This window comes from Nonomuraea phyllanthi, from assembly GCF_006334985.2.
Taxonomy (GTDB): Bacteria; Actinomycetota; Actinomycetes; order Streptosporangiales; family Streptosporangiaceae; genus Nonomuraea; species Nonomuraea phyllanthi.
Window position 1 is genome coordinate 107,363 of the sequence record NZ_VDLX02000010.1, and the last position, 25,991, is coordinate 133,353.

The following is a 25,991-nucleotide window of genomic DNA, read 5'->3' on the forward strand; positions in this document are numbered from 1 at the left end:
ACCTGCATGGCTACCAAGTACACCCACCACGAGCACCTGGGTCACGTCGTCTTCATCTCGGCGGCGGCGGCCATCGGCGGGTTCCTGTTCGGCTACGACAGCGCGGTCATCAACGGGGCGGTCGTCGGCATCCAGCGCTACTTCCACGCGGGGCCGGTCGAGACGGGTTTCGTGGTGGCCATCGCGCTGCTCGGCTCCGCCGTGGGGGCGTGGGCGGGCGGCGGGCTGGCCGACCGGCTGGGGCGTACGCGGACGATGCGGGTGGCGGCGGTGCTGTTCGCGATCAGCTCGATCGGGCAGATGCTGCCGTTCGCCATCTGGGACCTCGCGCTCTGGCGGGTGCTGGCGGGCTTCGCGATCGGCATGGCCTCGGTGCTCGGGCCCGCGTACATCGCCGAGGTCGCGCCGCCCGCCTACCGGGGCAGGCTCGGCTCGTTCCAGCAGCTGGCCATCGTGCTCGGCATCGCGGTCTCGCAGCTCGCCGACTACGTGATCGTCCGGCTGGCGGGCGACCAGGTCAACAACGAGGTGTGGGGCCTGCAGGCGTGGCAGTGGATGCTGGGGGCCTGCGTCGTGCCGGCCCTGTGCTACCTGCTGTTCGCCCTGGTGATCCCCGAGTCGCCGCGCTACCTCGTCATGTCGGGCCGGACGGAGAAGGCGCGCGAGGTGCTGGCCGAGGTCGAGGGCGAGGACACCGACCTCGACGCCCGCGTCGCGGAGATCCGGCACGTGCTGCGCACCCAGCGGGTGCCGACGACGAAGGACCTGCGCGGGCCGGCTCTCGGGCTGCTGGGGATCGTCTGGATCGGGATCATCCTGTCACTGTTCCAGCAGCTCGTCGGCATCAACGTGATCTTCTACTACTCGTCCGTGCTGTGGCAGTCGGTCGGCGTCAACCAGAGCGACTCGCTGCTGATCAGCTTCTCCAGCTCGATCATCAACATCGTGGGCACGTTCATCGCGATCTCGCTGGTGGACCGGATCGGGCGCAGGCCGCTGCTGATGATCGGCTCGGCCGGGATGGCGGTCACGCTGGCCACCACGTCGTGGGCGTTCAGCGCCGCCCGGAGCGTGGGCGGGTCGGTCACGCTGCCCGACCCGCAGGGGCAGATCGCGCTGGTGGCGGCCAACGCGTTCGTGCTGTTCTTCGCGATGTCGTGGGGTGTGGTGGTCTGGGTGTTGCTCGGGGAGATGTTCCCCAACCACCTCCGCGCCGCCGCCCTGGGCGTCGCGGCGGGGGCGCAGTGGATCGCGAACTGGGCGATCACGGTGTCGTTCCCGGCGCTGGCGGCGTGGAATCTGCCGGTCACCTACGCCATGTACGCGATCTTCGCGGCGCTGTCGTTCCTCTTCGTGGCCAGATGGGTTAGGGAGACCAAGGGCCGCAGGCTGGAGGAGATGGGCTGAGAGTGGGGGCCTGGGCCGTCGGCCCCCACCGCACGGCTACGTGCCGGCGAAGTCCTGGGTCCAGTAGATCCGGCCCTGGGAGTTCTTGACCGCGCCGACACCGATGAGGGTGTACGCGCAGTTCATGATGTTCTCCCGATGGCCGGGGCTCTCCATCCAGCCCCTGACCACCGAGGCGGCGGACGGCTGCCCGAAGGCGATGTTCTCCGCGAAGGCCCTGCCTCCGGTGAATCCCGCCGCCGTGATGCGGTCCATGAAGCTCCGGCCGTCCTTGGAGTCGTGGTCGAAGTAGTTCCGCCTCGCCATGTCGGCGGAGTGGCCCACCGCGGCCGCGCGGAGCAGCGGGTCGGGCTTGAGCGGCCCGCAGCCGCCCTTCGCGCGCTCGGCGTTGGTCAGCCTGAGGACCTCCTTCTCCAGGGACGTGCCGGCCCCGCGCGGCGAGGGAGTCGTCGCGGTCGCGGGCCTCGACGTGGGCCTCGACGTGGGCTTGGACGTGGGGGTGGGCGTGGGTGTGACGGCGGGGGCGCAGGTCAGCTTGATGGCCTTGGACGTGGCCGTACGGCCGCGGTAGTCGGTGGCGAACGCGTAATAGGTGCCGGACTTGCAGGGGAGCGTCAGGGTGATGCGGCCTTTCCTGGTGGCCCCGCTCTTGACGACGGGGTCGCCGCCGGGGACGGCGCGCTTGACGCGGATGCGCATCAGCGCCGGGTCGGAGCAGCCGCGGCGGGTGGCGAACGAGGTGATCTCGCCTTCGTCGCTGAGCCGCGGCTTGGCCACGCGCACCTGACACGAGGCCTCCGGCGACTTCGCCGGGCGGCGCGGCGCCGCCGGGTCAGGCGCGGGCGTCGGGCGCTGCGCCGCCGCCGCACCCTGCGGCGCGGCCTGGCCCTGTGTCGCGGCCCCGGCCGCACAGCCGGTCGCGCACAGCGCCGCCAGGCTCAAGAGCCCGGCGTATACCTCGTGAGGTCTGCGCATAGGGGTCGCCTCCCGTGGCGATGGACGCTGGATGGCCAGGCATTCTGCCGGGAACGAAACCTATTTGTCATCAAATTGGGATATTTGCCACAAGACTCGGGTAAACCAAAGTGATCACTGAGGCGTCACGGCGCCCGTCCAGTGTTTACCGGTTAGCCACCGAAGCTCCCCACGCACACGCTACGTCTCGAAAGCGTCACGACCTCTTGACGGCTTGGATGCCCGGAACTTACGTTCGCGGTACTTATCCGGTTCAGCAGGTCCAGGTGACCCGCGGCCACTGAGGACAGATCGCTCACCGGCCCCAGGGGAGCGTGTCCCGCTCTGCTCTGGGAGCGCTCCCAGGAAGCGTGGCGCGCCCGCCAGGCCGGCCCATCGGGGGTGTCGGCAAGACGTGCGAACCTTCGCGCCGGGCGCGAAGGAAGGAGAGAAGCGATGCGTAACCGGGCTCGGATCATGATTCCGCTCGTGGCGGCGGGCCTGCTCGCCACCGCGTGCACCGGCGGCGGAGCCACGCCGGCCCCGCAGGCCTCGCAGAGCCAGGGCGCGGTGGCCAACGCCGACCCCGACTCGCTGCCGCGTAACGAGACGCTCTACACGACCGGCACCCAGTGGGGGCCGCCCGCGAACTTCAACCCGATCAGGGAGTGGGACCACGCCACGGGCACCAAGGGCCTGGTGTATGAGACGCTCTTCCACTACGACGCGACCGCCGGCAAGCTCGTGCCCTGGCTGGCCGAGAGCGGCTCGTGGACCGACGACACCACGTACGAGGCCAAGATCCGCCAGGGCGTCAAGTGGTCGGACGGGCAGCCACTGACGGCCCGTGACGTGGCGTTCACCTTCGAGCTCGGCAAGATGGAGACGATCCCGTACCACAACCTGTGGACCTGGCTGAAGAGCGTCGAGGCGGTCGACGACCAGACGGTGAGGTTCACCTTCTCCACGGCCAACTACCAGCAGTGGGACTTCAACCTCTACAGCCGCTCGATCGTCCCCGAGCACATCTGGAAGGACCGCTCCGAGAAGGAGGTGCTCGACGGGATCAACGAGAACCCGGTGGGCACGGGCGCGTACACGTTCATGGCCAAGGACCAGGACCGCGTCGTGCTGCAGCGGCGCGACGACTGGTGGGGCAAGGCGGCGCTCAACATGGAGCCCAAGCCGCGCTACATCGTGGACGTCTCCACCCCGAGCAACGAGGTCGCGATGGGCCTGCTGCTGCAGAAGGGCATGGACCTCAGCAACAACTTCCTGCCCGGCGTGGCCAACCTGGTCAAGGGCGACTTCGGCCTGACGACCTACTACAAGGAACCGCCGTACATGCTGTCGGCCAACACGGCCTGGCTGGTGCCCAACACCACCAAGAAGCCGATGGACGACCCGGCCTTCCGCAAGGCGCTGGCCACCTCGATCGACGTCAAGAAGATCGTCGAGGGCGTGTACGGCAACCTCGTCAAGGCGGCCAGCCCGACCGGCCTGCTGCCGCAGTGGGAGCAGTTCGTCGACCAGAACGTGGTGGCCTCGTCCGGGTTCGCCTTCGACACGGACAAGGCGAAGAAGATGCTGGCCGACGCCGGCTACAAGGACGGCGACGGCGACGGGTACGTCGAGAACAAGGACGGCTCCAAGATCTCTCTGACCCTCATCGTCCCTTCCGGCTGGACGGACTGGATGGAGTCGGCCAGGTCCATCGCGGCCAGCGCCAAGACCGCCGGCATCCAGATCACCCCCGACTTCCCCGACTTCAACGCCCTGGTGGAGAAGCGCAGCGAGGGCGACTTCGACCTGCTCATCAACAACGAGCGGCAGCTGTCGAACTCGCCGTACACCTACTACGAGTACCTCTTCCAGCTGCCGGTCCAGAAGCAGCAGAACACCGTCAACTTCGGCCGCTACGAGAACAAGAAGGCCTGGGACCTGACCAAGCAGCTCGACCAGGTCAAGACCGACGACGTCGAGGGCATGAAGAAGATCACCTCTCAGCTCCAGCAGATCCATTTGGACGACCTGCCGGTGATCCCGCTCTGGTACAACGGCCTGTGGGCGCAGTCCAGCAACCAGGTCTGGAAGAACTGGCCGGCCGCGGAGGGCAGCGCTCCCAAGACCCCGGCCGTGATGTGGCACAACTGGCTCGAGCTGGGCGGTTTCGAGACCCTCACGCAGCTCCAGCCGTCCGGCTCCTGACCAACCGCCCCCGCCTCCCAGGGGGCGGGGGCTCTCACGGAGAAAGCATCACGTGCGTCGATATTTCGGCAGAAAGCTGCTCATCTACGGGCTGACCTTCTTCGTCGCGGTCACCGTCAACTGGATGATCCCGCGCTTCATGCCGGGCGACCCGGTGGCGAGCATGGTGGCCAGGGCCAACGTCTCCCAGCCCGCCGCCGTGGAGGCGATGCGGGCCTACTACACCAGCCTCTTCGGCCTCGACCAGCCGCTGATCACCCAGTACCTCAACTTCTGGGGCGCGCTGTTCAGGGGCGACTTCGGGATCAGCATCTGGCTGTTCCCCACGCCGGTCAGCGCCGTGATCGGCGGCGCGGTGCCGTACACGCTGGCGCTGATCGTCCCGTCGGTGCTGCTCAGCTGGGTGGTGGGCAACCGGTTCGGCGCGTACGCCGCCCGCCGCAAGCTGCTCGACAACACCGTGCTCCCGGTCGGCTACATCCTGACCGCGATGCCGTACATGTGGCTGGCCGTGCTGCTGGCCTGGGCGCTGGGCGTGATCGCGGGCCTGTTCCCGGTGGCCGGCGGCTACAGCTTCTCGATGCGGCCCACCTGGTCGTGGGCGTTCCTGCTCGACCTGCTGCACCACTGGACGCTGCCGTTCCTGTCGCTGTTCCTGGTGGCGCTGGGCGGCTGGGCCATCGGCATGCGCAACATGATCATCTATGAGCTGGAGTCCGACTACTCCGCCTACCTGTCCGCGCTCGGCGCGCCCGCCCGGCTCATCCGCAGGTACGCCTTCCGCAACGCCGTCCTGCCCCAGATCACCGGCCTGGCCCTGCAACTCGGCGTGCTGGTGGCGGGCGCGCTGGTCACCGAGATCGTCTTCGCCTACCCGGGGCTCGGCAGCCTGATACTCAAGGCCATCCAGAACAAGGACTTCTTCCTGCTCCAGGGCACGTTCCTGTTCATCGTGCTGGGCGTGCTGATCGCCAACTTCATCATCGACATCGTCTACGTCGTGGTCGATCCGCGTACCAGGGCGGGAATGGCGGGTGCTCAGGCATGACGGCACTCCAGGAGGTCGCCCCCCGCGAGCCGGCCGGGGTCCGGCGCGAGGCGCTCTACTTCGCGGTGCGCAACGGCAAGCTGATGTCCGGCTTCGCGCTCGTCCTCGTGCTGCTCCTGCTCGGCCTGCTCGGGCCGGTGCTGCTCGACGGCGCGCCCAACGACTACGGCCCGCGGCCCATGAGCCCGCCGTCGGGCGAGCACTGGCTCGGCACCACCACGTTCGGCCAGGACATCTTCCTGCAGTTCGTGTACGGCCTGCGCAGCACGTTCGCGGTCGGCGTGATCGGCGGCGGCATCGCGGCGGCCATCGGCATGGTCGTCGGGTTCGTGGCCGGTTACCGCGGCGGCGCCGTCGACGAGGTGCTCAGCATGCTGACCAACGTCATCCTGGTCATCCCCACCCTGGCCGTGCTGCTGATCGCCAACGCCTACCTGGGGATCAGGAGCGTGGCCGTGCAGGGCCTGTTCATCGGCCTGACGCAGTGGCCGTGGGCGGCGCGGGCGATCAGGGCGCAGACGTTCTCGCTGCGCACCCGCGAGTTCGTGGACCTGGCGCGGATGAGCGGCGCGGGCACCTGGAAGATCATCACCAGGGAGGTCGCGCCGAACATGAGCTCCTACCTGTTCATGACGTTCATCCTGCTGTTCGGCGGGGCGGTCCTCATCGCGTCCTCGCTCGACTTCATCGGCCTCGGCCCCACCGAGGGGGTCTCGCTGGGCCTGATGCTGCAGAACGCCAACCAGTGGAGCGCTCTCCAGCTCGGCCTCTGGTGGTGGTTCGTGCCCCCGGGCGCCGGCATCACCGCCATCGTGGGCGCCCTGTACGTGGCCAACGTCGGCCTCGACGAGGTCTTCAACCCGAAACTGAGGGAGACATGAGCCTGCAGGTCAGCGAGCTGAGGGTGCACTACCGCACGCTGAGGGGCGACGTGCGCGCCCTCGACGGCATGTCCTTCGAGCTGAAGGACGGCGAGATCCTGGGGCTGGTCGGCGAGTCCGGCTGCGGCAAGAGCACGCTGGGCAAGAGCCTCATCCGCATGGACGGCCGGATGCGCCACGTCGGCGGCCGGGTCGTGCTCGACGGCCGCGAGCTGCCGATCTCCGACGACCGCGCGATGAACGAGGTCCGCTTCAAGGAGGTCTCCCTCATCCCGCAGTACGCCATGAGCGCGCTCAACCCCACCCGCAAGATCCGCAAGATGGTCGGGGAGCTGCTCAGGTCCAGGGGCGCGGAGCCGGACACCGCCGAGCTGGAGCGCCGGATGGACCAGGTCGGCCTGCCGCGCGAGGTGCTCGACCGCTACCCGATCGAGCTGTCCGGCGGCATGAAGCAGCGCATGGTGATGGTCATCTCCACGCTGCTCGACCCGTCCCTCCTGATCGCCGACGAGGTCACCTCGGCGCTCGACGTCTCCACCCAGAAGGCCGTGGCCCGCGCCCTGCTCGGCTTCCGCGAGAGTGGTTACGTCAGAAGCATGATCTTCGTCACCCACGACATCGCGCTCACCCACCACATCGCCGACACGATCATGGTCATGTACGCGGGCCGGCTCGCCGAGAAGGCGCCCGCCGACGTGATCGTCAAGGCGCCCCGCCACCCGTACACGAAACTGCTGCTCGACGCCCTGCCCGAGGTCGGCGTGCGCTACGCCGAGCGCCGGCTGGAAGGCATCGCAGGCAGCCCGCCCTCCCTGCTGAACCCGCCCGCCGGCTGCCGGTTCCGCGACCGCTGCCCGGTCGCCGGAGACGAATGCGCCGAGGACCCGCCGGTGGTCGCGCTCGCCCCCGACCACCACGTCGCCTGCTGGAAGGCCTGATGCTGAAACTCGACGACGTCACCAAGGAATTCCGGATCGGCGCGTTCGGCGGCAGGAGCGTCACGGCCGTCAAAAACGTCAGCTTCGAGGTCGTGCCCGGCGAGGTCGTCTCCCTGATCGGCGAGAGCGGCAGCGGCAAGAGCACGATCGGCCGCATGATCCTGGGGCTGAACCCGGCCACCAGCGGCTCGATCACCTTCGACGGGCGGCCGGCCCGGCCGGGCAAGGAGTACTACCGCCACGTCCAGGGCATCTTCCAGGACCCGTTCAGCTCGTTCAACCCCGTGTTCAAGGCCGACCGCGTGTTCGCCATGATCAAGGAGGCGTACTACCCGGCCGTGCCCGAGCCCGAGTGGGCGAGGCGGGTCGCCGCGTGCCTGAGCGACGTGCGCCTCAACCCCGGCCAGGTGCTCGGCAAGTACCCCCACCAGCTCAGCGGCGGGCAGCTCCAGCGCCTGCTCATCGCCCGCGCGCTGCTGCTGGACATCAAGCTGCTGGTGGCCGACGAGATCACCAGCATGCTCGACGCCTCCACCCGCATCGACGTGCTCAACCTGCTGGCCGAGCTGAAGGCCAGGGGGCTCGGCGTGCTCTACATCACGCACGACCTGTCGCTCGGCAACTACCTCGCCGAGCGCACCGTGGTGCTGCGCCGGGGGAGCGTGGTCGAGATGGGACTGACGGAGAAGGTCTTCGGCGAGCCGCTGCACCCGTACACGCGCGAGCTGCTGTCGGCGGTGCCGCGCCTGCACGAGTCGTGGGACGACGCCGAGCCCGTGGACACCTGCCTCTACCACGAGCGGGGCGCCGAAGGAGGTCTCCTGGAGGCGGAGCCGGGCCATCTCGTGGCGTGCGCCCGGCTCGGCGCCTGCCCGCCGGTCAGACCCTGAACTCCTCCGTACGGTGCGCGTAGGCGGGCAGCGCGGCCCGCATCTCGTCGGTGACCAGCGGCGGCGGCAGCGGCACGATCTCGCGCTCGTGGAAGCCGAGTACGTCCTCCCCGGCCTCGAACAGGTACCGGACCGTCCGCAGGCACGGCTCGACCACCGCGCGGTCGGTGATCCGCCGGCCGCCGACGCAGCCGCCGTAGGTGTCGTACAGAACCTCGTACATGAGGGAAGGGGAGAAGATCACCAGCTCGGGCAGCGGGTCGAGGGCCGCCACCCGCTCGGCCCGCACCACCCGGCACGGCGAGCCGACCCGGGCGCGGGTGGCCAGCACGTGCAGCTCCCACTGCAGGTACGCGCTGATCGGAAACTCCACCACCCGCACGCGCCGGACGGGGAAGCGGTGGCGGAAATGCTCGGTCAGGGGCGCGGCCATGCGCTCGGTCAGGGCCATCGAGCGCTCCCAGTCGCCGTCCATCATGGCCCGCCAGCTCGCCACGTCCGGCTCGAAGAAGTGCTGCGCCCGCTCCAGCTTCCACATCGGCTCGGAGCAGAGCGCGTGGTCGCGGTCGAAACTCTCCTGGTATTCCGGAACGTCGAGGACGAGGCCGCCGGCGTGGGCGACGGCGGCGAACGGATGGGGATGTCGGGCCGGTGCGCCCTGCTCGGTCATGCTGCGTCCCTTCGCGTCGGAAGACCCGCCCAGATCATGAAATGAGCCCTTGACCGGGTCAAGGCCCAAAACGACCTGGGCGGGCCCTCACCCGCGATGGTGGAACCGCCCCCGGACGAAGCTGAAGAGCATGGCCCCGATCCACACCACGAGCAGCACCTTGAAGATGCCGCCCCCGCCGAAGATCAGGCCGAGGATCATGGCGACGAACAGCAGCCCCACGATCGGGTGCGGCCCGTGCCGGTGCCCGCGCCACGGGTGGCCGTGGTGGCCACGCCGCATGTCGCGCCGTGCCTGGTGGATGGACTGGCGCATGTCCCGCTGCGCCTGGCGCATCGACTGCATCTGCTGCCGGTGGGCGTGCATCGCCTCCCGCCAGCCGTCCATGCCCGGGTGGGGCAGGGCGGGCTCGCGGTAGCCGGGCTCGTCGTGGCCGGGCTGCGAGTAGCCGGGCGCGGGACGCGGCCCGGGGAGGTCGGCCGTGACCGTGGCCAGGTCACGGGCCGTCTTCGCCGCCAGTGCCTGGTCGAGCCGCTCGTCGAGCTCCTCGTGGGTCAGGCGGCCCTGCGCGAAGTGCTCTCGCAGGGCGGCCATCGTCTGCTCGCGCTCCGCGTCGCCGATGCGGAGGTCGTTGGGATCCATTGCCGAGCCCCTCCAGGAAGATCGCGCGTTCACTCCTCGCCCGGTTCGCCGTCGGCCAGGATCTGGTAGAGCTTGCGCCGGGTCTCTACAAGAGTCTTACGCGCTTCGCGGATTTGTGCGTCATTCCCGCTCTGGAGAATCTGCATCATGGCGAACGCCGCCTGCCGGCCGATGTGCCAGAGATCGGCGGTGTTGTCGTCGATGTCGGGCCGCATCTCGTCCCACGGGGCGCGCACCTCGTCCGCGTGCGCCTCGATGTAGCCGCGGCCCTCGTCGGTGAGGCGGAAGGACTTGCGGCCCTCGTTCTCCTCCGCGATGACCAGGCCCTCGTCGGTCAGCTGCTGCAGCGCCGGGTAGACGGCGCCGGGGCTGGGCTTCCAGCCGCCCTCGCTGCGCTCGGCGATCTCCTGGATGATCTGGTAGCCGTTGCGCGGCTCCTCGGAGAGCAGGGCCAGGATCGCGGCGCGCACGTCGCCCCGCTTGGCCTTGCGGCCCCTGCCCCATCCGCGGTGGCCGCCCCACGGCCCGCCGGGACCGCCGCCCCAGGGAGCGCCGGGCCCGCCCCACGGGCCGCGCCCGAAGTCGAACGGGAACGGGCCGGGACCTCGCCGGCCGCGGTGCCGGCGCTCGTGGTGCTCGTGATGCTCTTCGTGGTGGTGCTCGTGATGGTGGCGGCGGCGCCCGCCCATCTCGTCGAAGGCCTCGGACAGTGCCTGGATGGCCTCGCGGGCCGTGCGCTTCGCCTCTCGGGCGGCCTGGCGGTATTCGCGCGCGCCGGGCCAGGGGCCGCCTGCTGCCTGTGCGGAAGTCATTTTTCCTCCTATATCGTGATCTGTTCTCGATGCGTCAAAGATATATCGTTAGTGTGTCGTTCGCAAGGCCCGAGCGGGAGTGAGCCAGATCACGAAAAAGTTGCGGAATCCGGGAACAGAGAACGGGGGAGGCTCGTTATTCACAGCGAGACGAGGTCGTTCCGCGTCGGCAGGGCTGGGGGGTGCTGTCGCCGTGGAAACGACCTCGTCTTCGTATGTCCGGACGCGTAAAGAACGGCTTTGCCGTACAGTCCGGATCATGATGGGGCACACGCACGCGATGACGGGGGCCATCGCCTGGCTGGGGCTCGCGCCTCCCCTCGCCGCGCTTCCGCTGCTGAACGAGTCCTCCCGGTTCATCGAGACCGGGATCATGGCGAACGCGCTCAACCCCCCGGAACTGATCGCCGGAGCGCTCATCTGCGCCGGCGCGGCGATGCTGCCCGACCTCGACCACCCGAGCGCGACGATCGCGCACACGTTCGGGCCCATCACGTGGGCGATCAGCAAGGCGGTGTCCTGGATCAGCGGCGGGCACCGCGGCGCGACGCACTCGCTGGCCTTCGCGGTGGCGCTCGGCTTCGGCGCGCACTGGCTGGCCAACACCTATCCCATCGGCCGCGACATCATGGTGGTGCTCCTCGTCGGCCTCGCCCTGCGGGCCATCGGCATCGGCATCCCGGGCAACAAGGCGGGCTCCGCGATGGTCAACATCGGCCTGACCGCCGGGCTGTACGCCGTCTTCCTCTCGCTCGACGTGGGCTACGCCTGGCTGGGGCTGGCGGTGGCGCTCGGCTGTTTCATCCACGTGGTCGGCGACTGCATGACCGAGCGAGGCTGTCCCGTGCTGTGGCCGCTGGGGGCCAAGTTCCTGCTGCCGTGGAAGATCGGCATCAAGACGGGGAAGACGTTCGAGCAGAAGATCCTGGCCCCGGTCCTGTCCGTGGCCATCATCGGGCTCCTCTTCTGGCGGCTGGCACCCGTTTAACTTGATGTCGAGATATCCTGCGAGATATCTTGATGTCGAGACATCCGCCGCCAGGCGCACTGGTTAGGGTCACCTAACGTGCGGCTCGTTCGGAGAGTGCGGCAGGATTTGGTCTGGAACCTGTCTGATGAGGAGGCGAATCACCGTGTCCGCGAACAGCTTCGGCAGCCGTGACACGCTACGCGTCGGCGACGCGTCGTACGAGATTTTCCGGCTGGATGCCGTCGAGGGCGCCGCACGCCTCCCGTACAGCCTGAAGATCCTGCTGGAAAACCTCCTCCGCACCGAGGACGGCGCCAACATCACCGCCGACCACATCCGCGCGCTGGGCGGCTGGGACCCGAACGCGGCGCCGAGCGTGGAGATCCAGTTCACGCCCGCCCGCGTGATCATGCAGGACTTCACCGGCGTGCCCTGCGTGGTCGACCTGGCCACCATGCGCGAGGCCGTGCGCGACCTCGGCGGCGACCCGGCCCGCATCAACCCGCTGGCGCCGGCCGAGATGGTCATCGACCACTCGGTCATCGTCGACTACTTCGGCCACCCCGACGCCTTCCAGCGCAACGTCGAGCGCGAGTACGAGCGCAACCGCGAGCGCTACCAGTTCCTGCGCTGGGGCCAGACCGCCTTCGACGAGTTCAAGGTCGTCCCGCCCGGCACCGGCATCGTCCACCAGGTCAACATCGAGCACCTGGCCCGCGTGGTGATGACCCGCGACGGCAAGGCTTACCCCGACACCTGCGTCGGCACCGACTCCCACACCACGATGGAGAACGGCATCGGCGTCCTCGGCTGGGGCGTCGGCGGCATCGAGGCCGAGGCCGCGATGCTCGGCCAGCCGATCTCCATGCTCATCCCGCGCGTCGTCGGCTTCAAGCTCAGCGGCAAGCTGCCCGCCGGGGCCACCGCCACCGACCTGGTGCTGACGATCACCGAGATCCTGCGCAAGCACGGCGTGGTCGGCAAGTTCGTCGAGTTCTACGGCGAGGGCGTCGCGTCCGTGCCGCTGGCCGACCGGGCCACGATCGGCAACATGAGCCCCGAGTTCGGCTCCACCTGCGCGATCTTCCCGATCGACGGCCAGACCATCGACTACCTGCGGCTGACCGGGCGCCCCGAGGAGCAGATCGCGCTCGTCGAGGCGTACGCCAGGACCCAGGGCCTCTGGCTCGACCCGGCCGCTCCCGAGCCGGCGTTCTCCGAGTACATCGAGCTCGACCTCGGCACCGTCGTCCCGTCGATCGCCGGCCCCAAGCGCCCGCAGGACCGCATCGCGCTGTCGGCCGCCAAGACCACCTGGCGCCACGACGTCAAGAACTACGTCGAGGACAACGTCGACGAGGCGGTCGAGGAGACCTTCCCGGCCTCCGACGCGCCCGCCTCCAACGCCCGCGCCAACGGCGAGCGGCCGCACAAGCCGGTGCCCGTCACGCTCTCCGACGGCACCTCGTTCGAGATCGACCACGGCATCGTCTCGATCGCCGCGATCACCTCGTGCACCAACACCTCCAACCCGTACGTCATGCTCGGCGCGGCGCTGCTGGCCCGCAACGCCGTCGACAAGGGCCTGACCCGCAAGCCGTGGGTCAAGACCTCGCTGGCGCCCGGCTCGCAGGTCGTCACCGGCTACTTCGAGCGCTCGGGGCTCCAGCCGTACCTCGACAAGATCGGCTTCAACCTCGTCGGCTACGGCTGCACCACCTGCATCGGCAACTCGGGGCCGCTCCTGCCGGAGATCTCCGAGGCGGTCCAGGCCAACGACCTCGCGGTCACCGCCGTGCTGTCGGGCAACCGCAACTTCGAGGGCCGCATCAACCCCGACGTGAAGATGAACTACCTGGCCTCGCCGCCGCTCGTGGTGGCCTACGCGCTGGCCGGGACCATGGACATCGACCTCGACACCGAGCCGCTCGGCACGGGCGCCGACGGGCAGCCGGTCTACCTGAAGGACATCTGGCCCGCGCCGGAGGAGATCTCCGCGGTGGTCAACTCCTCCATCGGCCGTGACATGTTCGAGCGCGACTACGCCGACGTCTTCAAGGGCGACGACCACTGGCGCTCGCTGCCCGTCCCGACGGGCGACACGTTCGAGTGGGACGCCGACTCCACCTACGTGCGTAAGGCCCCCTACTTCGACGGCATGCCGCACGAGCCCGAGCCCGTCACCGACATCACCGGCGCCCGCGTCCTGGTCAAGGTCGGCGACTCGGTCACCACCGACCACATCTCGCCGGCCGGCTCCATCAAGGTCGGCACCCCGGCCGCCCAATACCTGCGGGCCAACGGCGTCGAGGTGAAGGACTTCAATTCCTACGGCTCGCGGCGCGGCAACCACGAGGTGATGATCCGCGGCACGTTCGCCAACATCCGCCTGCGCAACCAGATCGCGCCGGGCACCGAGGGCGGCTACACCCGCGACTTCACCCAGCCCGACGGCCCGGTGTCGTTCATCTACGACGCCTCCGTCAACTACGCCGCGGCCGGGACGCCGCTGGTGGTGCTGGCGGGCAAGGAGTACGGCTCCGGCTCCTCGCGCGACTGGGCGGCCAAGGGCACGGCGCTGCTCGGCGTGCGCGCCGTCATCGCCGAGTCCTACGAGCGCATCCACCGCTCCAACCTGATCGGCATGGGCGTGCTGCCGCTGCAGTTCCCCGAGGGCGTCACGGCCGCGTCGCTGGGGCTGACCGGCGAGGAGACGTTCGACCTCACGGGCGTCACGGAGCTCAACTCCGGTGGCATCCCGCGTACGGTGCACGTCAAGGCCGGCGAGGTGGAGTTCGACGCGGTGCTGCGCATCGACACGCCGGGCGAGGCCGACTACTACCGGCACGGCGGGATCATGCAGTACGTTCTTCGCTCGTTGCTCGCGAAGTGACTTCCCGGGCCCGCGCGCGGTCATGAGCCGCGCGGGGGCCGGGAACCCTTGGCTTGCCTTGAGCCGGGGTTGGGCGCGATCCTCACGCGCCCGTATCGGGGGAACCACCCGACACATGGAGAGCCGCCCGGCGGGACAACCCCCGCCTGGCGGCTCTTCGCGCTCCGGGCCGCCCGCTCCGGTGCCGTGGTCCGGCTGCTCAGCGGGACGTGGACCGGTAGCGGTTGACGGACAGCGGCACGAACACCACGATGATCGCCACCGACCACAGCACGCTCGCCGCCACCGGATGCCGCAGCGGCCAGGCGGAGGAGACCGAGGTGGGGTTGCCGAACAGCTCGCGGGTGGCGGCCACGACGGCGCTCATGGGGTTCCAGTCGGCGACGGGCTTGAGCCAGGCCGGCAGCCCCTCGATGGGCACGAAGGTGTTGGCCAGGAACGTCATCGGGAACAGCCAGCCGAACGTGGCCGCGTCCGCCTGCGCGCCGCTCTGGACCCACAGCCCGATGTACGTCCCCACCCAGATCATCGCGAACCCGAACAGCACCAGCAGCCCGAACGCGGCCGCCGTCGCGCCGAGGCTCCCGTGCGCCCGCCACCCGGCCAGCAGGATCCCGGCCAGCACCATGGCGGCCAGCGACAGCAGGTGCATCGACAGGTCGGCCACGCTGCGGCCCACCAGCACGGCGCTGCGGGCGATGGGCTGGGCGCGGAACCTGTCGATGATCCCGCGCGCCATGTCCTCTCCCACGGCGGTCGCCGCCGCCGTCGCGGTCATGGCCATGACCTGCATGAAGATGCCCGGCATGAGGTAGTCGCGGTAGTCGCCGCCGTTGGGCAGGGTGATCGCGCTGCCGAAGACGTACCCGAACAGCACGGTCATGATCACGGGGAAGACCAGGAACGCGAGGATCTCGCCGGGCTGGGCGGCCTGGCGCGAGTAGGTGCGGCCCGCGATGGTGAGCGAGTCGAGCACGGTCCAGCGCAGGGTGTCGAACGAGGGCTTCGTCATCTGCGTCGCTCCTTCAGGCCGTCAGGCGGAGGAAGACTTCGTCGAGGGTGGGCCGGCGCAGCGCCAGGTCCTCGACGGGGATGCCGGCGGCGTCCAGCGCGCCGGCGATGCGGACGAGCGACTGCGCGCCGTCGGCGGCGGGCACGGTGACCTGCCGCGCGTCCGCGCCGTCGAGCTCCGGCGACCCGGTGGCGCGGAGGACCCGCAGCCCCGCGTCCACGTCGCGCGCCTCCCGGAAGAGGACGCGTACGCGGTCGCCTCCGACGGCCCGCTTCAGCTCGGCGGGCGAGCCCGCGGCGGCCACCACGCCCTCCCTGAGCACCACGACCTGATCCGCCAGCTGGTCGGCCTCGTCGAGGTACTGCGTGGTCAGCAGCAGCGTCGTGCCCTCCTTCACCAGGTCGCGCAGGAGGTCCCACAGCTGCATCCGGCTGCGCGGGTCGAGCCCGGTGGTCGGCTCGTCCATGAACAGCACCGGCGGCGACACGATCAGGCTGGCCGCCAGGTCGAGCCGCCGCCGCATGCCGCCGGAGTACTCCTTGACCGGCCGCCGCCCCGCCTCCGCCAGCCCGAACCGCTCCAGCAGCTCGCCGGCCCTGCGCCGCGCGCCGGCCCTGGACAGGTGGTAGAGCCGGGCGAACAGCTCCAGGTTGCGCCGCCCGGTCAGCAGCTCGTCGACGGCCGCGTGCTGACCGGCCAGGCCGATGCGGAAGCGCAGCCGGTCGGCGTCGCGGACCACGTCCAGGCCGGCGACCTCGGCCCGGCCCGCGTCGGGCCGCAGGAGCGTGGCGAGGATCCGCACGGCGGTGGTCTTGCCCGCCCCGTTGGGTCCGAGCAGGCCGCAGACGGTGCCCGCGGGGACCTCGAGGTCGATGCCCCTGAGCGCCTCCTTGGCCTTGTACCGCTTCCGCAGCCCTTCTACGTAGATCATCCGAACACCTCCTTAACGGTGTTAAATCTAACGCTGTTAAGGATGGATTGAACATTGTTAAGCTGTCAACCGTGGCACTCGAAAAAGGCACCATCGTCGCGACCGCGCTACGGCTCCTGGACGAGCTCGGGCTCGACGGGCTGACCCTGCGGCGGCTCGCCGGCGAGCTGGGCGTGCAGGCCCCGGCTCTCTACTGGCACTTCAAGAACAAGCAGCAGCTGCTGGACGCGATGGCGGCGGCCATGATGGCGGCCCACATGTCCCGGCCCGAGCTGAAGGAGCCCGACGGGTGGCGGGAGTGGATCGCCGGCTACGCCCACTCCGAGCGGGCCATGCTCAACTCCCACCGCGACGGCGCCAAGCTGGTGGCCGGCACGCGGCCCTCGCCCGAGCTCTTCGCGCGGGTGGAGCGGGCGGTGGCGGGGCTGGAGTCGGCGGGGTTCGCCGTCGGCGACGCCGTGCGCGGGCTGTTCGCGGTCAGCGGCTACGTCGCCGGCTTCGTGCTGGAGGAGCAGGCCGACCGGATGCGCTCGGACGTGGGGCACGCCCGGCCGGACATGGAAGCGTTCCAGGCGGCCTACCCGCGGCTGATGGCGGGCCTGGCGGAGGTGGGCGACCCGCAGGGCGACCGGTCGTTCGAGGGCGGGCTGCAGCTCGTGCTGGACGGGATGGAGCGGCGGCTCGGGGCTCAGTCCACCGCGGCGGCCGGCGCCGACCAGGTGTCGCAGGCGGAGGGGGAGACGGCCAGGTAGCCCCGCTTGAGCCAGGAGGCCCGGCTGGCGGGCGCGCCGTGACTGTGGCGGCCGTCCTCCTCGTCGCCGCTGGCCCGGGTGGCGTCCAGCAGCGCCTCCCAGTCCTGGTCGCCGCGGTCGAGCGAGTGCCACACGCTGCCGAGGAACACCCCGGCCAGGCAGTCGGCCTGCAGCTCGTAGCGCCGCTTCGGCTCGCCCGAGCGCTCGGCGCCGGGCCGGAGGCCGCGCAGCTTCTGCAGGTGGTGGGCGTACTCGTGGGCGGCGACCTTGAAGGGGTAGAGGTCGGTCCTGTTCTCGATCCAGCGGCCGGTGAGCGGGAACACGATGGTGGAGTGCCCGGGGCAGTAGAAGACCGCCGCCTCCCCGGGCCACGGCCCTCCGCACACGGTGCCGGCGGGCTCGTCGTAGTAGCGGACGACGGGCTTGCGGAACGTCCAGCCGGCGCGGGCGAAGTACGCACCCCATGACTTGTCCAGACATTTAATGACGACGCCGAGGTACTGGCGCGCCCGCGGGACCCCGCCGTGCGCGATCTCCGTCTCGGGGCACGACGTGCGCGCCGGCTTCCCGGCCTTCTTCGCGAACGGGCTCTTGACGGGGACGGCGTGGGCGTCGGTGACCTGCCCGTCGGCGGCCTCGGCGGCCTCGGCGGGCACGCGGAGGGCTGTCAGGGTGGTCAGAGCTGTCAGGGCCGCGAGCAGGGTCAGGACGCGGGGGAGAGATCGCACGGGAGCAGCTTAAGGGTGGACCGCGGCGACGGAGAGTAAGGGTGATTGACTCTCGCCCATGGCTGATACGGCATTGGTGCTGATAATTGGTGGTTTGTCGGTCTTTGTGGGTGCGATCGTCCAAGGGGCCGTGGGTTTCGGGGTCGGACTGGTCTCCGCGCCGGTGCTCACCATGCTGGCCCCCGACCTCATGCCGGGAGCGATCCAGGTGGTCAACGTCACGCTCCCGCTGTTCACGCTGGCCGCCGAATGGCGGATGGTGGATTGGCGCGGGCTCGGCTTCGGCGTGCTCGGTAGGCTCCCCGGGGGCGTCTTGGGCGCGGTCATCGTTGTCTACGTCTCCGTGTCCGTCAGGGGCCTCTTCGTCGCCGCGATGGTCCTCCTCGCCGTGGCGCTGACGGCCAGGGCGCTGAGCGTGCCGCGCAACGGCGTGACGGTCGCCTCCGCCGGATTCGTCTCCGGGATCACCGGGACCGCGACCGGCATCGGCGGGCCGCCCATGGCGCTCGTCTACCAGCACGCCAAGGGGCCGCAGATCAGGGCGACGCTGGCGATGTACTTCTTCCTGAGCGCGGTCCTGTCCATGATCATGCTCGCGGTCGTGGGCGAGCTTCCGGCCCGGGCGCTGATGACGGGGGCGGCGCTGGTCGTGCCCATGGTGCTCGGGTTCCTGGTCTCCGGGCCGTTGCGGCGCTACCTCGACGGCGGCCGGGTGCGGACGGCGGTCCTCGCCGTGGCCGCCGCCTCCGCCCTGGGCCTCATCGTGCAGAACCTGATCATGCACCGGTGACCCTCTCAGGTGAGGGTGCGCAGGTAGGCCGCCACGCGGTGCCTGCCGCCGTACTCGGCCCAGCCGAGCGGGGTCGAGCCGTGCTCAGCGTCCTCGATCGACGGGTCGGCGCCGAGCTCGACCAGGGTCCTGGCCAGGTCGACGTCGTCGTGCCACGCCGCCTGGTGCAGCGGCGTGGCGCGGCGCAGGTGGTTCACGTCGAAGCCGAGCTCCACGAGCAGCCGCACCGCCGCCGGACTGCGATGCTCGGCCGCGCGGTTGATCAGCTCGGGGGAGCGGGCGAGCACCCGCCTCGCGACCTCCGGGCCGAAGGCGGCGACCGCGCCGGCGTCGGCGCGCATGCAGGCGGCGGTGAACGCGTCCGTCTCGTCGAGCACCGCGGACGCGCCCGCCTCGGCCAGGATCTCCGCGACCTCGGTGTGCCCGTTGACCAGGGCCAGCTCGTACGGCGTGCGCCCCTCGAAGGCGGGATGCCCGCCGATCCCGTCGACCTCCGCGCCACCGGCGAGGAGCAGCCGCGCCCGCCGCGGCCCGCCGCGCAGCGCCGCGGTGGCCAGCTCGTCGCGCAACAGCCGGCGGGGCGTCTGGAGCGTCGGCCCCAGCCGGGCGTGCCACGGCCCGCCCTGGCCGCGCCCCAGGCCGAACGCCAGCAGCAGCCGCAGGTGGCTGGTGTCGTCGGTGAACGAGCCGCCGAGCCCGCGGTTGTAGAGGGTCTGGGCGTCGTTGGGGTCGGCTCCGGCCTCCAGCAGCAGCCTGGCCAGCGCCTGGCCCTGCGGGTGCGGCGGCTGGTCGCCCTCCCCTCCGCCGAACGCGCCGGTGAGCGCGGTGAACGGCGAGGTCAGCCCGTCCCACAGGAACCCGGCGTCGGGGTCGGCGCCGTGCCGGAGGAGGAGCCGGGCCGCCTCGACGTACCGGCCGGGAGGGTCGAGGCGCGCGTAGGCGAGGTAGAGCAGCGGCTCCCACCCGAAGGGGCCGCCCTGCGCCCTGGCCGGGCCGGGATCGCCGGCCAGCAGCTCCGCCAGCGCGTCGGCCGAGCCGGTGGCGGCCATCGTGAAGACGTTCGCGGTGGCGAGCCCCGGATCGCGGGCCAGCAGCAGGCCGGCCTGCCGGGTGCGGTCCGGGGAGTCGGCGCCGTAGGTGAGGCAGGCGAGCCGCAGGAACTCCTCCGCCGGCTCCCGGCTCGGCGCGACCCGGTGCGGCGAGCGCGTGTAGCGCTCGACCGTGCCGATGTGCTCCTTCAGCCTGGGCCAGGTCGCGAAGCCGTACATGCGGGCGGTGACGAGTTGCGCGTCGGACAGCTTGAGCGTGCGCGGCGGGCGGGGATGGAACTCGGTGACGAGCCCGAGCGCCTCGGGCACCCCCGCTCCGGCGAAGCGCAGCAGGGTCTTGGCCTGCTTGCGGAGCCGTTCGAGGCTGGGGTTGTCGGGCAGGCGGTGGACGGGCACCAGGGCCTCCTTTCCGTCTGGCCTGGCGTCCGCATGATCAGGCCGGAAAAGAGGTCACGCCGAGTCGTCCGGTGAACACCAGGTGGGCTCGGCCCTTCCCGCGGACGTGGGCGCGCCCTGAGCGCGCCCGCCCAGCCTACGCCAATCCGGCCGGAGCGGCGCCGCCGGAGTGGGCGCGGACCACGGAGAGGCTGTCCTCGTAGAGGTGGAACCGCGTGATGAGACCGTCCTTGACCGTCACGTGGAGCGCGAAGGCGGCCGTGTAGGCCGTGCCGGTGGCCCTCACGGTCTGGACGATGTCGCCGGTGACCACCGCGTCGTCCCCGTCCACCAGGATCCGCGCCACCGAGGTCGCGTTCAGCTCGCGTACGTGGTGCTCGTCCAGCAGGCGGAAGTGCTCGGCCAGGTCCCGGCGGCCGGTGCGCGGCCGGATCCAGGGCGTCGCCGGATGGCCCTGTTCGGGCCAGCCGAGCTTCCAGTCGATGTCGTCGGCGAAGAGCTCGGCGGTCCGGTCGTGGTCGCCTTCGGCCATCCGGCGCAGCAGCTCCTGCACGGTGTCACGGGTCATGGTCCGTCCTCGCGGAGCCGCCGTTCCGGCGGGCGTGGAGGTCTTTGCGGAGGAAGTCGTGGAAGTCATCGGGGAGGAGTCTTCCGGAGCTCGCGCCGCCGTGGCGATTACCCGTGAGGTAGGCGGGCGTTTCTGGATTGTTACCCGAAACAACAAACTACCGTCTCGCAGGGTCTTCCAAAGCAGGCCGTCCCGGAATACGTTGCCGCAAACAACATTCATCCGGGCCCCTCCGGAAGAAAGGACCCTGCACCATGCGCAAGGGGATCCTCAGCCTGACCGCCACGGCAGCCGCGCTCGCCCTCGGTCTCACCGCATGCGGGGGCGAAAGCGGTCAGACCTCGGCGTCGACCTCCTCCTCGGCTTCGGCCTCAGAAGCGGCCAAAGCCGGGAAGGTCGGCGTCATCCTGCCGGACAGCAAGTCCTCGGCCCGGTGGGAGACGGCGGACCGCAAGTACCTCGAAGAGGCGTTCAAGGCGGCCGGTGTCGCGTACGACATCCAGAACGCTCAGAACGACAAGACGGCGTTCCAGACGATCGCCGACCAGATGGTCACCAACGGCGCCACCGTCCTGATGATCGTGAACCTGGACAGCGGCAGCGGCAAGGCCGTCATCGACAAGGCCAAGTCGCAGGGCGTGCCCGTGATCGACTACGACCGGCTGACGCTCGGCGGCGGCGCCGCGTACTACGTCAGCTTCGACAACACCAAGGTCGGAACGTTGCAAGGCGAAGGCCTGAGCAAGTGCCTGACCGACAAGAAGGCCGACAAGCCCATCGTCGCCTACCTGAACGGCTCCCCGACCGACAACAACGCCACGCTGTTCAAGCAGGGCTACGACGGGGTGCTCAAGCCGAAGTTCGACTCCGGCGAGTACGTCAAGGGCCCCGACCAGGACGTGCCCGAGTGGGACAACACCCAGGCGGGAACGATCTTCGAGCAGATGCTCACCCAGGAGCCGAAGATCGCCGGCGTGCTGGCCGCCAACGACGGCCTGGGCAACGCCGCCATCACCGTGCTGAAGAAGAACAACCTCAACGGCAAGGTGCCGGTCACCGGCCAGGACGCCACCGTCCAGGGCCTGCAGAACATCCTCGCGGGTGACCAGTGCATGACGGTCTACAAGGCCGTCAAGAAGGAGGCCGACGCCGCGGCCAAGCTCGCGGTGGCGCTGGCCAAGGGCGAGAAGCCCGCGGCGAGCGGCAGCGTCAAGGACCCCGAGAGCGGTCAGGACGTGCCGGCCGAGCTGATGGAGCCGCAGGCCATCTACTTCGACAACGTCAAGGACGTGGTGGCCGACGGTTACGTGACCAAGGAGGAACTGTGCACGGGTGACTTCGCCGAGAAGTGCACCGAGGCCGGTATCCAGTAACACCAAGGGGGCGCGGCCCGACCGGTCGCGTCCCCTCTCCTAGGGAGCCCCATGATCCCCCTCCTTGAAGTACGCGGAATCGACAAGAGCTTCGGCCCGGTGAAAGTCCTGCACAAGGTCGAGTTCGCGGCGTACGCCGGCGAGGTGACGGCCCTGGTCGGCGACAACGGCGCGGGCAAGTCGACGCTCGTCAAGTGCGTCGGCGGCATCTACCCGATCGACGGCGGCGAGATCCTCTTCGACGGCAACCCGGTGCAGGTCCACGGCCCGCGCGACGCGGGCGAGCTCGGCATCGAGATCGTCTACCAGGACCTGGCGCTGTGCGACAACCTCGACATCGTCCAGAACATGTTCCTCGGCAGGGAGCGCAAGAACGGCCTCCTGCTCGACGAGGACAGCATGGAGGAACTGGCCGCGCAGACCCTCAGCAGCCTGTCCGTGCGCACGGTGAAGTCCATCAGGCAGCAGGTCTCCAGCCTGTCCGGCGGGCAGCGGCAGACCGTGGCCATCGCCAAGGCCGTGCTGTGGAACAGCAAGGTCGTCATCCTCGACGAGCCGACCGCGGCGCTGGGCGTCGCCCAGACCGCGCAGGTGCTGGAACTGGTGCGCCGCCTGGCCGACACCGGGCTGGCCGTCGTGCTCATCTCGCACAACATGAACGACGTCTTCGCCGTCTCCGACCGGATCGCGGCGCTCTACCTCGGCAGGATGGCCGCCCAGGTCAAGACCGCCGACGTGACGCACGCCCAGGTCGTCGAACTGATCACCTCAGGCCGCAGCGGCGATCTCGGCCTCAAGAACGGGGTCACCCCATGAGCAAGGTCAAGGACCTTCCCGGCGAGGCCATCGTCACCGCGACGCGGTCGCCGTCGATCGGTCACAGCTTCGTCGCCTACGTCGAGCGGGTACGCGGCGGGGACATGGGCGCGCTGCCCGCCGTGCTCGGCCTGATCGTGCTCTGCACGGTCTTCGCCATCGCCCGGCCCGCCTTCGTCACCTCCATCAACTTCGCCAACCTCTTCACCCAGGGCGCCGCGATCACGCTGATCGCGATGGGCCTGGTGTTCGTGCTGCTGCTCGGCGAGATCGACCTGTCGGCGGGCTTCGCCAGCGGCGTGTGCGCGGCGGTGCTCGCCGTCACGCTGACCTCCGCGGGCCTGCCCTGGTACGTGTGCGTGCTGGCCGCCATCGCGACCGGCGTGGTCATCGGCACCGCGCTCGGCGCGCTGGTCGCCAAGGTCGGCATCCCGTCGTTCGTGGTCACGCTGGCCGCGTTCCTCGCCTTCCAGGGCCTGGTCCTGGTGCTGGTCGACGAGGGCACGAACATCTCCATCAGGAACAGCGTGATCGTCGCCATCGCGAACGAGAACCTGCCGCCCTGGCTGGGCTGGGCGCTCTACGCGTTCTGCGTGCTGGTCTTCGCCGCGGTGCAGCTGCTGCGGGCCGCCAAGCGTTCCAGGCGCGGGCTGACGTCCGACCCGATGTCGCTGATCGCGGCGCGCGTGGGCGCGCTCGCGGTGCTGGCCGGGCTGGCCGTCTACGTGCTCAACCTCGAACGCAGCCGCAACCCGGCCCTGGTCTCGCTGACCGGCGTGCCGATCGTGGTGCCGGTGATCCTGGTGCTGCTGGTCGTGTGGACGCTGGTGCTGCGCCGTACCGCGTTCGGGCGGCACATCTACGCGGTCGGCGGCAACACCGAGGCCGCGCGCCGGGCGGGCATCCCGGTCGACCGGATCAGGATCAGCGCGTTCGTGATCTGCTCGTCGATGGCGGCGGTCGGCGGGATCGTGGCCGCCTCCAGGGCCAGCTCCGTCGACCCGAACACGGGCGGCAGCTCCGTCCTGCTGTACGCGGTCGGCGCGGCGGTCATCGGCGGCACCAGCCTGTTCGGCGGCAAGGGCAGGGTGCTCGACGCCGTGCTCGGCGGCGCCGTGGTGGCGGTCATCGAGAACGGAATGGGGCTGATGGGGTACGGAGCCAGTGTGAAATACCTGGTCACCGGGTCTGTCCTGCTGCTCGCCGCGGGCGTGGACGCCCTGGCGCGCAAGCGGGCGGCTGCCGCTGGTCTAAGGTGATCAGCGACTCGCAGCCCCCGCCCAAGGAACCCCAGACCATGCGTGCCGGCCCTTCCCAAGAGGACATCAGGCGCCACAATCTCGGCGCGCTGCTTCGCCATGTCCACCTGGGCGGGCCGATCTCGCGCGCCGAGCTGACCTCGAAGATGGGGCTCAACCGCAGCACCATCATGGCGCTGACCTCCGACCTCACCGCCGCCGGGCTGGTGCGGGAGGAGCTGCCGCGCGAGACGGGCCGTGCGGGGCGGCCCTCGCTGGTCGTGCGCCCCGAGTCGGCGCGGGTGTACGTGTTCGCCTTCGACGTGGGCCCCGACCGGCTCGCGGTGGCCCGCGTGGGGCTGGGCGGGGTGATCCTCGACCGCCGGGAGACGGCCCGCGAGCGCGGCCCGTTCATGCTGGAGGAGCTGGCCGGGACGCTGGCCGGCTTCGCGAGGCAGATGCGGCGCAAGACCAGGGACGACACCGTCTGCGTCGGCGCGGCGGCGGCCGTGTCGGGCGGGGTGCGCAAGGCCGACGGGGTGGTGCGGTTCGGGCCCAACCTGCTGGCCGAGGAGGTGCCGTTCGGCGAGGAGCTGAGCCGCAGGCTGGGCCTCGGCCTGCCGGTCAGCGTGGGCAACGACGCCAACCTGGGCGCGCTCGCCGAGCACAGCCGCGGCGTCGGGGCCGGCATCAGGGACCTCATCTACCTGCACGGGGACGTGGGGATCGGCGGCGGCATCATCGCGGGCGGCCACCTGCTGGGCGGCCACGACGGCTACGGCGGCGAGGTCGGCCACATGGTCGTCAACCCGGGGGGCCGCGCCTGCGGCTGCGGCTCGCACGGCTGCCTGGAGGCGGAGGTGGGGGAGCGGGCGCTGCTGGAGTCGGCCGGCCGCGTCGGCCCCGGGCAGCACGGGCGCGACGCGGTGCGCGCCGTGGTGGAGGCCGCCGACCGGGGCGACATCGAGGCGCAGGCCGCGCTCTGCAAGGTCGGCGACTGGCTGGGCCTCGGCGTGGCGAACCTGGCGAACATCTTCAACCCGGAAATGGTGATCTTCGGGGGGATGCTGCGGGAGGTCTACCTGGGGTCGGCGGCGCAGGTGCGCACCCAGCTGGCGCTGCACGCGATGGCGCCGCAGCGGGAGCGGCTGCGGCTGCGCACGTCGTCGCTCGGCGACGCCGCCACGCTGGTCGGCGCGGCCGAGCTCGCCTTCGCCCACGTCCTCGCCGACCCCCTGGAGGTCCTGGCCCGCGCCCACGCCTGATCCGGGCGACCGGCTCTCACGACACCTTGGACCGGGTGGCCGTCCAGGTGTTGCAGAACCCGGTGGCGCCGCCCCGGTAGCCGCGGTCCTGCCATAACGCCAGGTTGCGCGGCTTGCCGTGGATGTCGCTCTCGTCCGCCCTGCGTACGGCGTCGAGCCAGTCGTCCCACGCGATCCCGGGTTTGATCGACTCCAGGGTGGCGCTGTAGAAGACTCCGGCGAAGCATTCGGCCTGCATCTCCAGCCGGTGGCTCAGCAGCGCCCGCGCGCTCTCCGAGGCCGGCCGGTACAGGGCGCTCTGCACGTCCAGCACGCCGATGAGCTGCTGCAAGTGGTGCCCCCACTCATGGGCGACCGAGTGCGCGATGTTCATCCTGAACGGGTCGCGCAGGTCCTCCTTCATGATGCGGATGGCGATCGTGTGCCGCTCGGGGCAGTACTGCGCGCCGTTGCCGGTGATCTTCCCGCAGACGGAGTCGTCCCCGGCCGTGATCGTGACCTCGGGCGAGCTGTACGCCAGGCCGGCGGCGGCGAACTGGCCGGCCCAGAACCGGTCGGCGCACGCGGCCATGGCGCGGTGGAAGGAGGTGAGCGAGGCGACGCTTCCCTGGCGGATGCGCGGGATCGCGCACTTCACGGGGGCCACGTCACCGCTCATCGCCCCCGACAGGCCGGGCTGGGCGATGCGCGACGCCGCCTGGGCCGGTCCGGCGAGGAGGACCAGACCCGCGACCATGCCCGCCAGGAGGGAGATGCGCAT

At 70.4% G+C, this 25,991-nt stretch carries 24 protein-coding genes; 14 read left to right on the forward strand and 10 right to left on the reverse strand.

Annotation, left to right across the window (positions count from 1 at the left end):
• Positions 1-6: 6 nt before the first annotated feature.
• Entirely contained in the window at positions 7-1,407 is a 1,401-nt protein-coding gene (locus FH608_RS26205) for a sugar porter family MFS transporter (protein WP_139633264.1), read from the forward strand.
• 36 nt (positions 1,408-1,443) lie between these two features.
• Here the strand turns inward: FH608_RS26205 and FH608_RS26210 are convergent, their stop codons facing one another.
• Positions 1,444-2,349: a CAP domain-containing protein gene (locus tag FH608_RS26210; protein WP_226899908.1), complete on the reverse strand. Its 906-nt coding sequence runs from the start codon at positions 2,347-2,349 to the stop codon at positions 1,444-1,446.
• A 468-nt stretch (positions 2,350-2,817) separates the two neighbouring features.
• Between FH608_RS26210 and FH608_RS26215 the strand changes: the two genes are divergently transcribed.
• From FH608_RS26215 to FH608_RS26235, 5 genes are read left to right on the forward strand one after another with little or no spacing between them, the layout of a single operon-like run.
• Positions 2,818-4,569: an ABC transporter substrate-binding protein gene (locus FH608_RS26215; RefSeq protein ID WP_139633265.1), complete on the forward strand. Its 1,752-nt coding sequence runs from the start codon at positions 2,818-2,820 to the stop codon at positions 4,567-4,569.
• Between the two features lie 52 nt (positions 4,570-4,621).
• The gene (locus tag FH608_RS26220) at positions 4,622-5,617 is read left to right on the forward strand and encodes an ABC transporter permease (RefSeq protein WP_139633266.1); all 996 of its coding nucleotides are present in this window, start codon (positions 4,622-4,624) and stop codon (positions 5,615-5,617) included.
• Positions 5,614-6,498, forward strand: coding sequence for an ABC transporter permease (locus FH608_RS26225; protein WP_139633267.1), 885 nt, complete (start codon positions 5,614-5,616; stop codon positions 6,496-6,498). The genes FH608_RS26220 and FH608_RS26225 overlap by 4 nt, the downstream gene beginning before the upstream one ends.
• On the forward strand, positions 6,495-7,436 hold the full coding sequence (locus tag FH608_RS26230; protein ID WP_139633268.1) for an ABC transporter ATP-binding protein: 942 nt from the start codon (positions 6,495-6,497) through the stop codon (positions 7,434-7,436). The genes FH608_RS26225 and FH608_RS26230 overlap by 4 nt, the downstream gene beginning before the upstream one ends.
• Complete coding sequence (locus FH608_RS26235; protein WP_139633269.1) at positions 7,436-8,326, forward strand: ABC transporter ATP-binding protein; 891 nt, start codon at positions 7,436-7,438, stop codon at positions 8,324-8,326. The genes FH608_RS26230 and FH608_RS26235 overlap by 1 nt, the downstream gene beginning before the upstream one ends.
• Here the strand turns inward: FH608_RS26235 and FH608_RS26240 are convergent.
• The 3 genes from FH608_RS26240 to FH608_RS26250 all read right to left on the reverse strand — a co-directional run bounded on the left by FH608_RS26240 (position 8,316) and on the right by FH608_RS26250 (position 10,450).
• On the reverse strand, positions 8,316-8,996 hold the full coding sequence (locus FH608_RS26240) for a DUF6879 family protein (RefSeq protein WP_139633270.1): 681 nt from the start codon (positions 8,994-8,996) through the stop codon (positions 8,316-8,318). The two genes, FH608_RS26235 and FH608_RS26240, sit on opposite strands and share 11 nt — an antisense overlap.
• 87 nt (positions 8,997-9,083) lie before the next feature.
• Positions 9,084-9,638: a DUF1707 SHOCT-like domain-containing protein gene (locus FH608_RS26245; RefSeq protein ID WP_139633271.1), complete on the reverse strand. Its 555-nt coding sequence runs from the start codon at positions 9,636-9,638 to the stop codon at positions 9,084-9,086.
• Between the two features lie 29 nt (positions 9,639-9,667).
• Positions 9,668-10,450, reverse strand: coding sequence for a PadR family transcriptional regulator (locus FH608_RS26250; RefSeq protein ID WP_139633272.1), 783 nt, complete (start codon positions 10,448-10,450; stop codon positions 9,668-9,670).
• 259 nt (positions 10,451-10,709) lie between these two features.
• Between FH608_RS26250 and FH608_RS26255 the strand changes: the two genes are divergently transcribed.
• Entirely contained in the window at positions 10,710-11,438 is a 729-nt protein-coding gene (locus FH608_RS26255) for a metal-dependent hydrolase (RefSeq protein ID WP_139633273.1), read from the forward strand.
• 145 nt (positions 11,439-11,583) lie between these two features.
• On the forward strand, positions 11,584-14,313 hold the full coding sequence (acnA, locus tag FH608_RS26260; RefSeq protein WP_139633274.1) for an aconitate hydratase AcnA: 2,730 nt from the start codon (positions 11,584-11,586) through the stop codon (positions 14,311-14,313).
• 199 nt (positions 14,314-14,512) lie between these two features.
• Here the strand turns inward: acnA and FH608_RS26265 are convergent, their stop codons facing one another.
• Together FH608_RS26265 and FH608_RS26270 are read right to left on the reverse strand one after the other, a co-directional pair.
• Positions 14,513-15,325 (reverse strand): ABC transporter permease, encoded by an 813-nt coding sequence (locus FH608_RS26265; RefSeq protein ID WP_139633275.1) that lies wholly within the window; start codon positions 15,323-15,325, stop codon positions 14,513-14,515.
• Between the two features lie 13 nt (positions 15,326-15,338).
• Positions 15,339-16,256, reverse strand: coding sequence for an ATP-binding cassette domain-containing protein (locus FH608_RS26270; RefSeq protein ID WP_139633276.1), 918 nt, complete (start codon positions 16,254-16,256; stop codon positions 15,339-15,341).
• A gap of 71 nt (positions 16,257-16,327) precedes the next feature.
• Between FH608_RS26270 and FH608_RS26275 the strand changes: the two genes are divergently transcribed.
• On the forward strand, positions 16,328-17,008 hold the full coding sequence (locus FH608_RS26275; RefSeq protein ID WP_193318625.1) for a TetR/AcrR family transcriptional regulator C-terminal domain-containing protein: 681 nt from the start codon (positions 16,328-16,330) through the stop codon (positions 17,006-17,008).
• On the opposite strand, the gene FH608_RS26280 is transcribed toward FH608_RS26275, so the two are convergent.
• Positions 16,945-17,736: a neutral zinc metallopeptidase gene (locus FH608_RS26280; protein WP_226899909.1), complete on the reverse strand. Its 792-nt coding sequence runs from the start codon at positions 17,734-17,736 to the stop codon at positions 16,945-16,947. The two genes, FH608_RS26275 and FH608_RS26280, sit on opposite strands and share 64 nt — an antisense overlap.
• Positions 17,737-17,794: 58 nt before the next feature.
• Between FH608_RS26280 and FH608_RS26285 the strand changes: the two genes are divergently transcribed.
• The gene (locus tag FH608_RS26285; protein WP_226899910.1) at positions 17,795-18,526 is read left to right on the forward strand and encodes a sulfite exporter TauE/SafE family protein; all 732 of its coding nucleotides are present in this window, start codon (positions 17,795-17,797) and stop codon (positions 18,524-18,526) included.
• Between the two features lie 5 nt (positions 18,527-18,531).
• Here FH608_RS26285 and FH608_RS26290 read toward each other — a convergent pair whose 3' ends face one another.
• The gene (locus FH608_RS26290) at positions 18,532-19,971 is read right to left on the reverse strand and encodes an ankyrin repeat domain-containing protein (RefSeq protein WP_139633278.1); all 1,440 of its coding nucleotides are present in this window, start codon (positions 19,969-19,971) and stop codon (positions 18,532-18,534) included.
• Positions 19,972-20,107: 136 nt separating this feature from the next.
• Entirely contained in the window at positions 20,108-20,539 is a 432-nt protein-coding gene (locus tag FH608_RS26295; RefSeq protein ID WP_226899911.1) for a nuclear transport factor 2 family protein, read from the reverse strand.
• 254 nt (positions 20,540-20,793) lie between these two features.
• Here FH608_RS26295 and FH608_RS26300 point away from each other — a divergent pair, with 254 nt between their 5' ends.
• From FH608_RS26300 to FH608_RS26315, 4 genes are read left to right on the forward strand one after another with little or no spacing between them, the layout of a single operon-like run.
• Positions 20,794-21,912 (forward strand): sugar ABC transporter substrate-binding protein, encoded by a 1,119-nt coding sequence (locus FH608_RS26300; RefSeq protein ID WP_139633280.1) that lies wholly within the window; start codon positions 20,794-20,796, stop codon positions 21,910-21,912.
• Between the two features lie 51 nt (positions 21,913-21,963).
• On the forward strand, positions 21,964-22,728 hold the full coding sequence (locus tag FH608_RS26305; protein WP_139633281.1) for an ATP-binding cassette domain-containing protein: 765 nt from the start codon (positions 21,964-21,966) through the stop codon (positions 22,726-22,728).
• The gene (locus FH608_RS26310; RefSeq protein ID WP_139633282.1) at positions 22,725-23,987 is read left to right on the forward strand and encodes a sugar ABC transporter permease; all 1,263 of its coding nucleotides are present in this window, start codon (positions 22,725-22,727) and stop codon (positions 23,985-23,987) included. Before FH608_RS26305 ends, FH608_RS26310 begins: the two co-directional genes overlap by 4 nt.
• A 38-nt stretch (positions 23,988-24,025) precedes the next feature.
• A complete protein-coding gene (locus FH608_RS26315; RefSeq protein ID WP_139633283.1) occupies positions 24,026-25,231 on the forward strand; it encodes an ROK family transcriptional regulator in 1,206 nt (401 codons plus the stop codon).
• Positions 25,232-25,247: 16 nt separating this feature from the next.
• Here the strand turns inward: FH608_RS26315 and FH608_RS26320 are convergent, their stop codons facing one another.
• A complete protein-coding gene (locus tag FH608_RS26320; RefSeq protein WP_139633284.1) occupies positions 25,248-25,991 on the reverse strand; it encodes a neutral zinc metallopeptidase in 744 nt (247 codons plus the stop codon).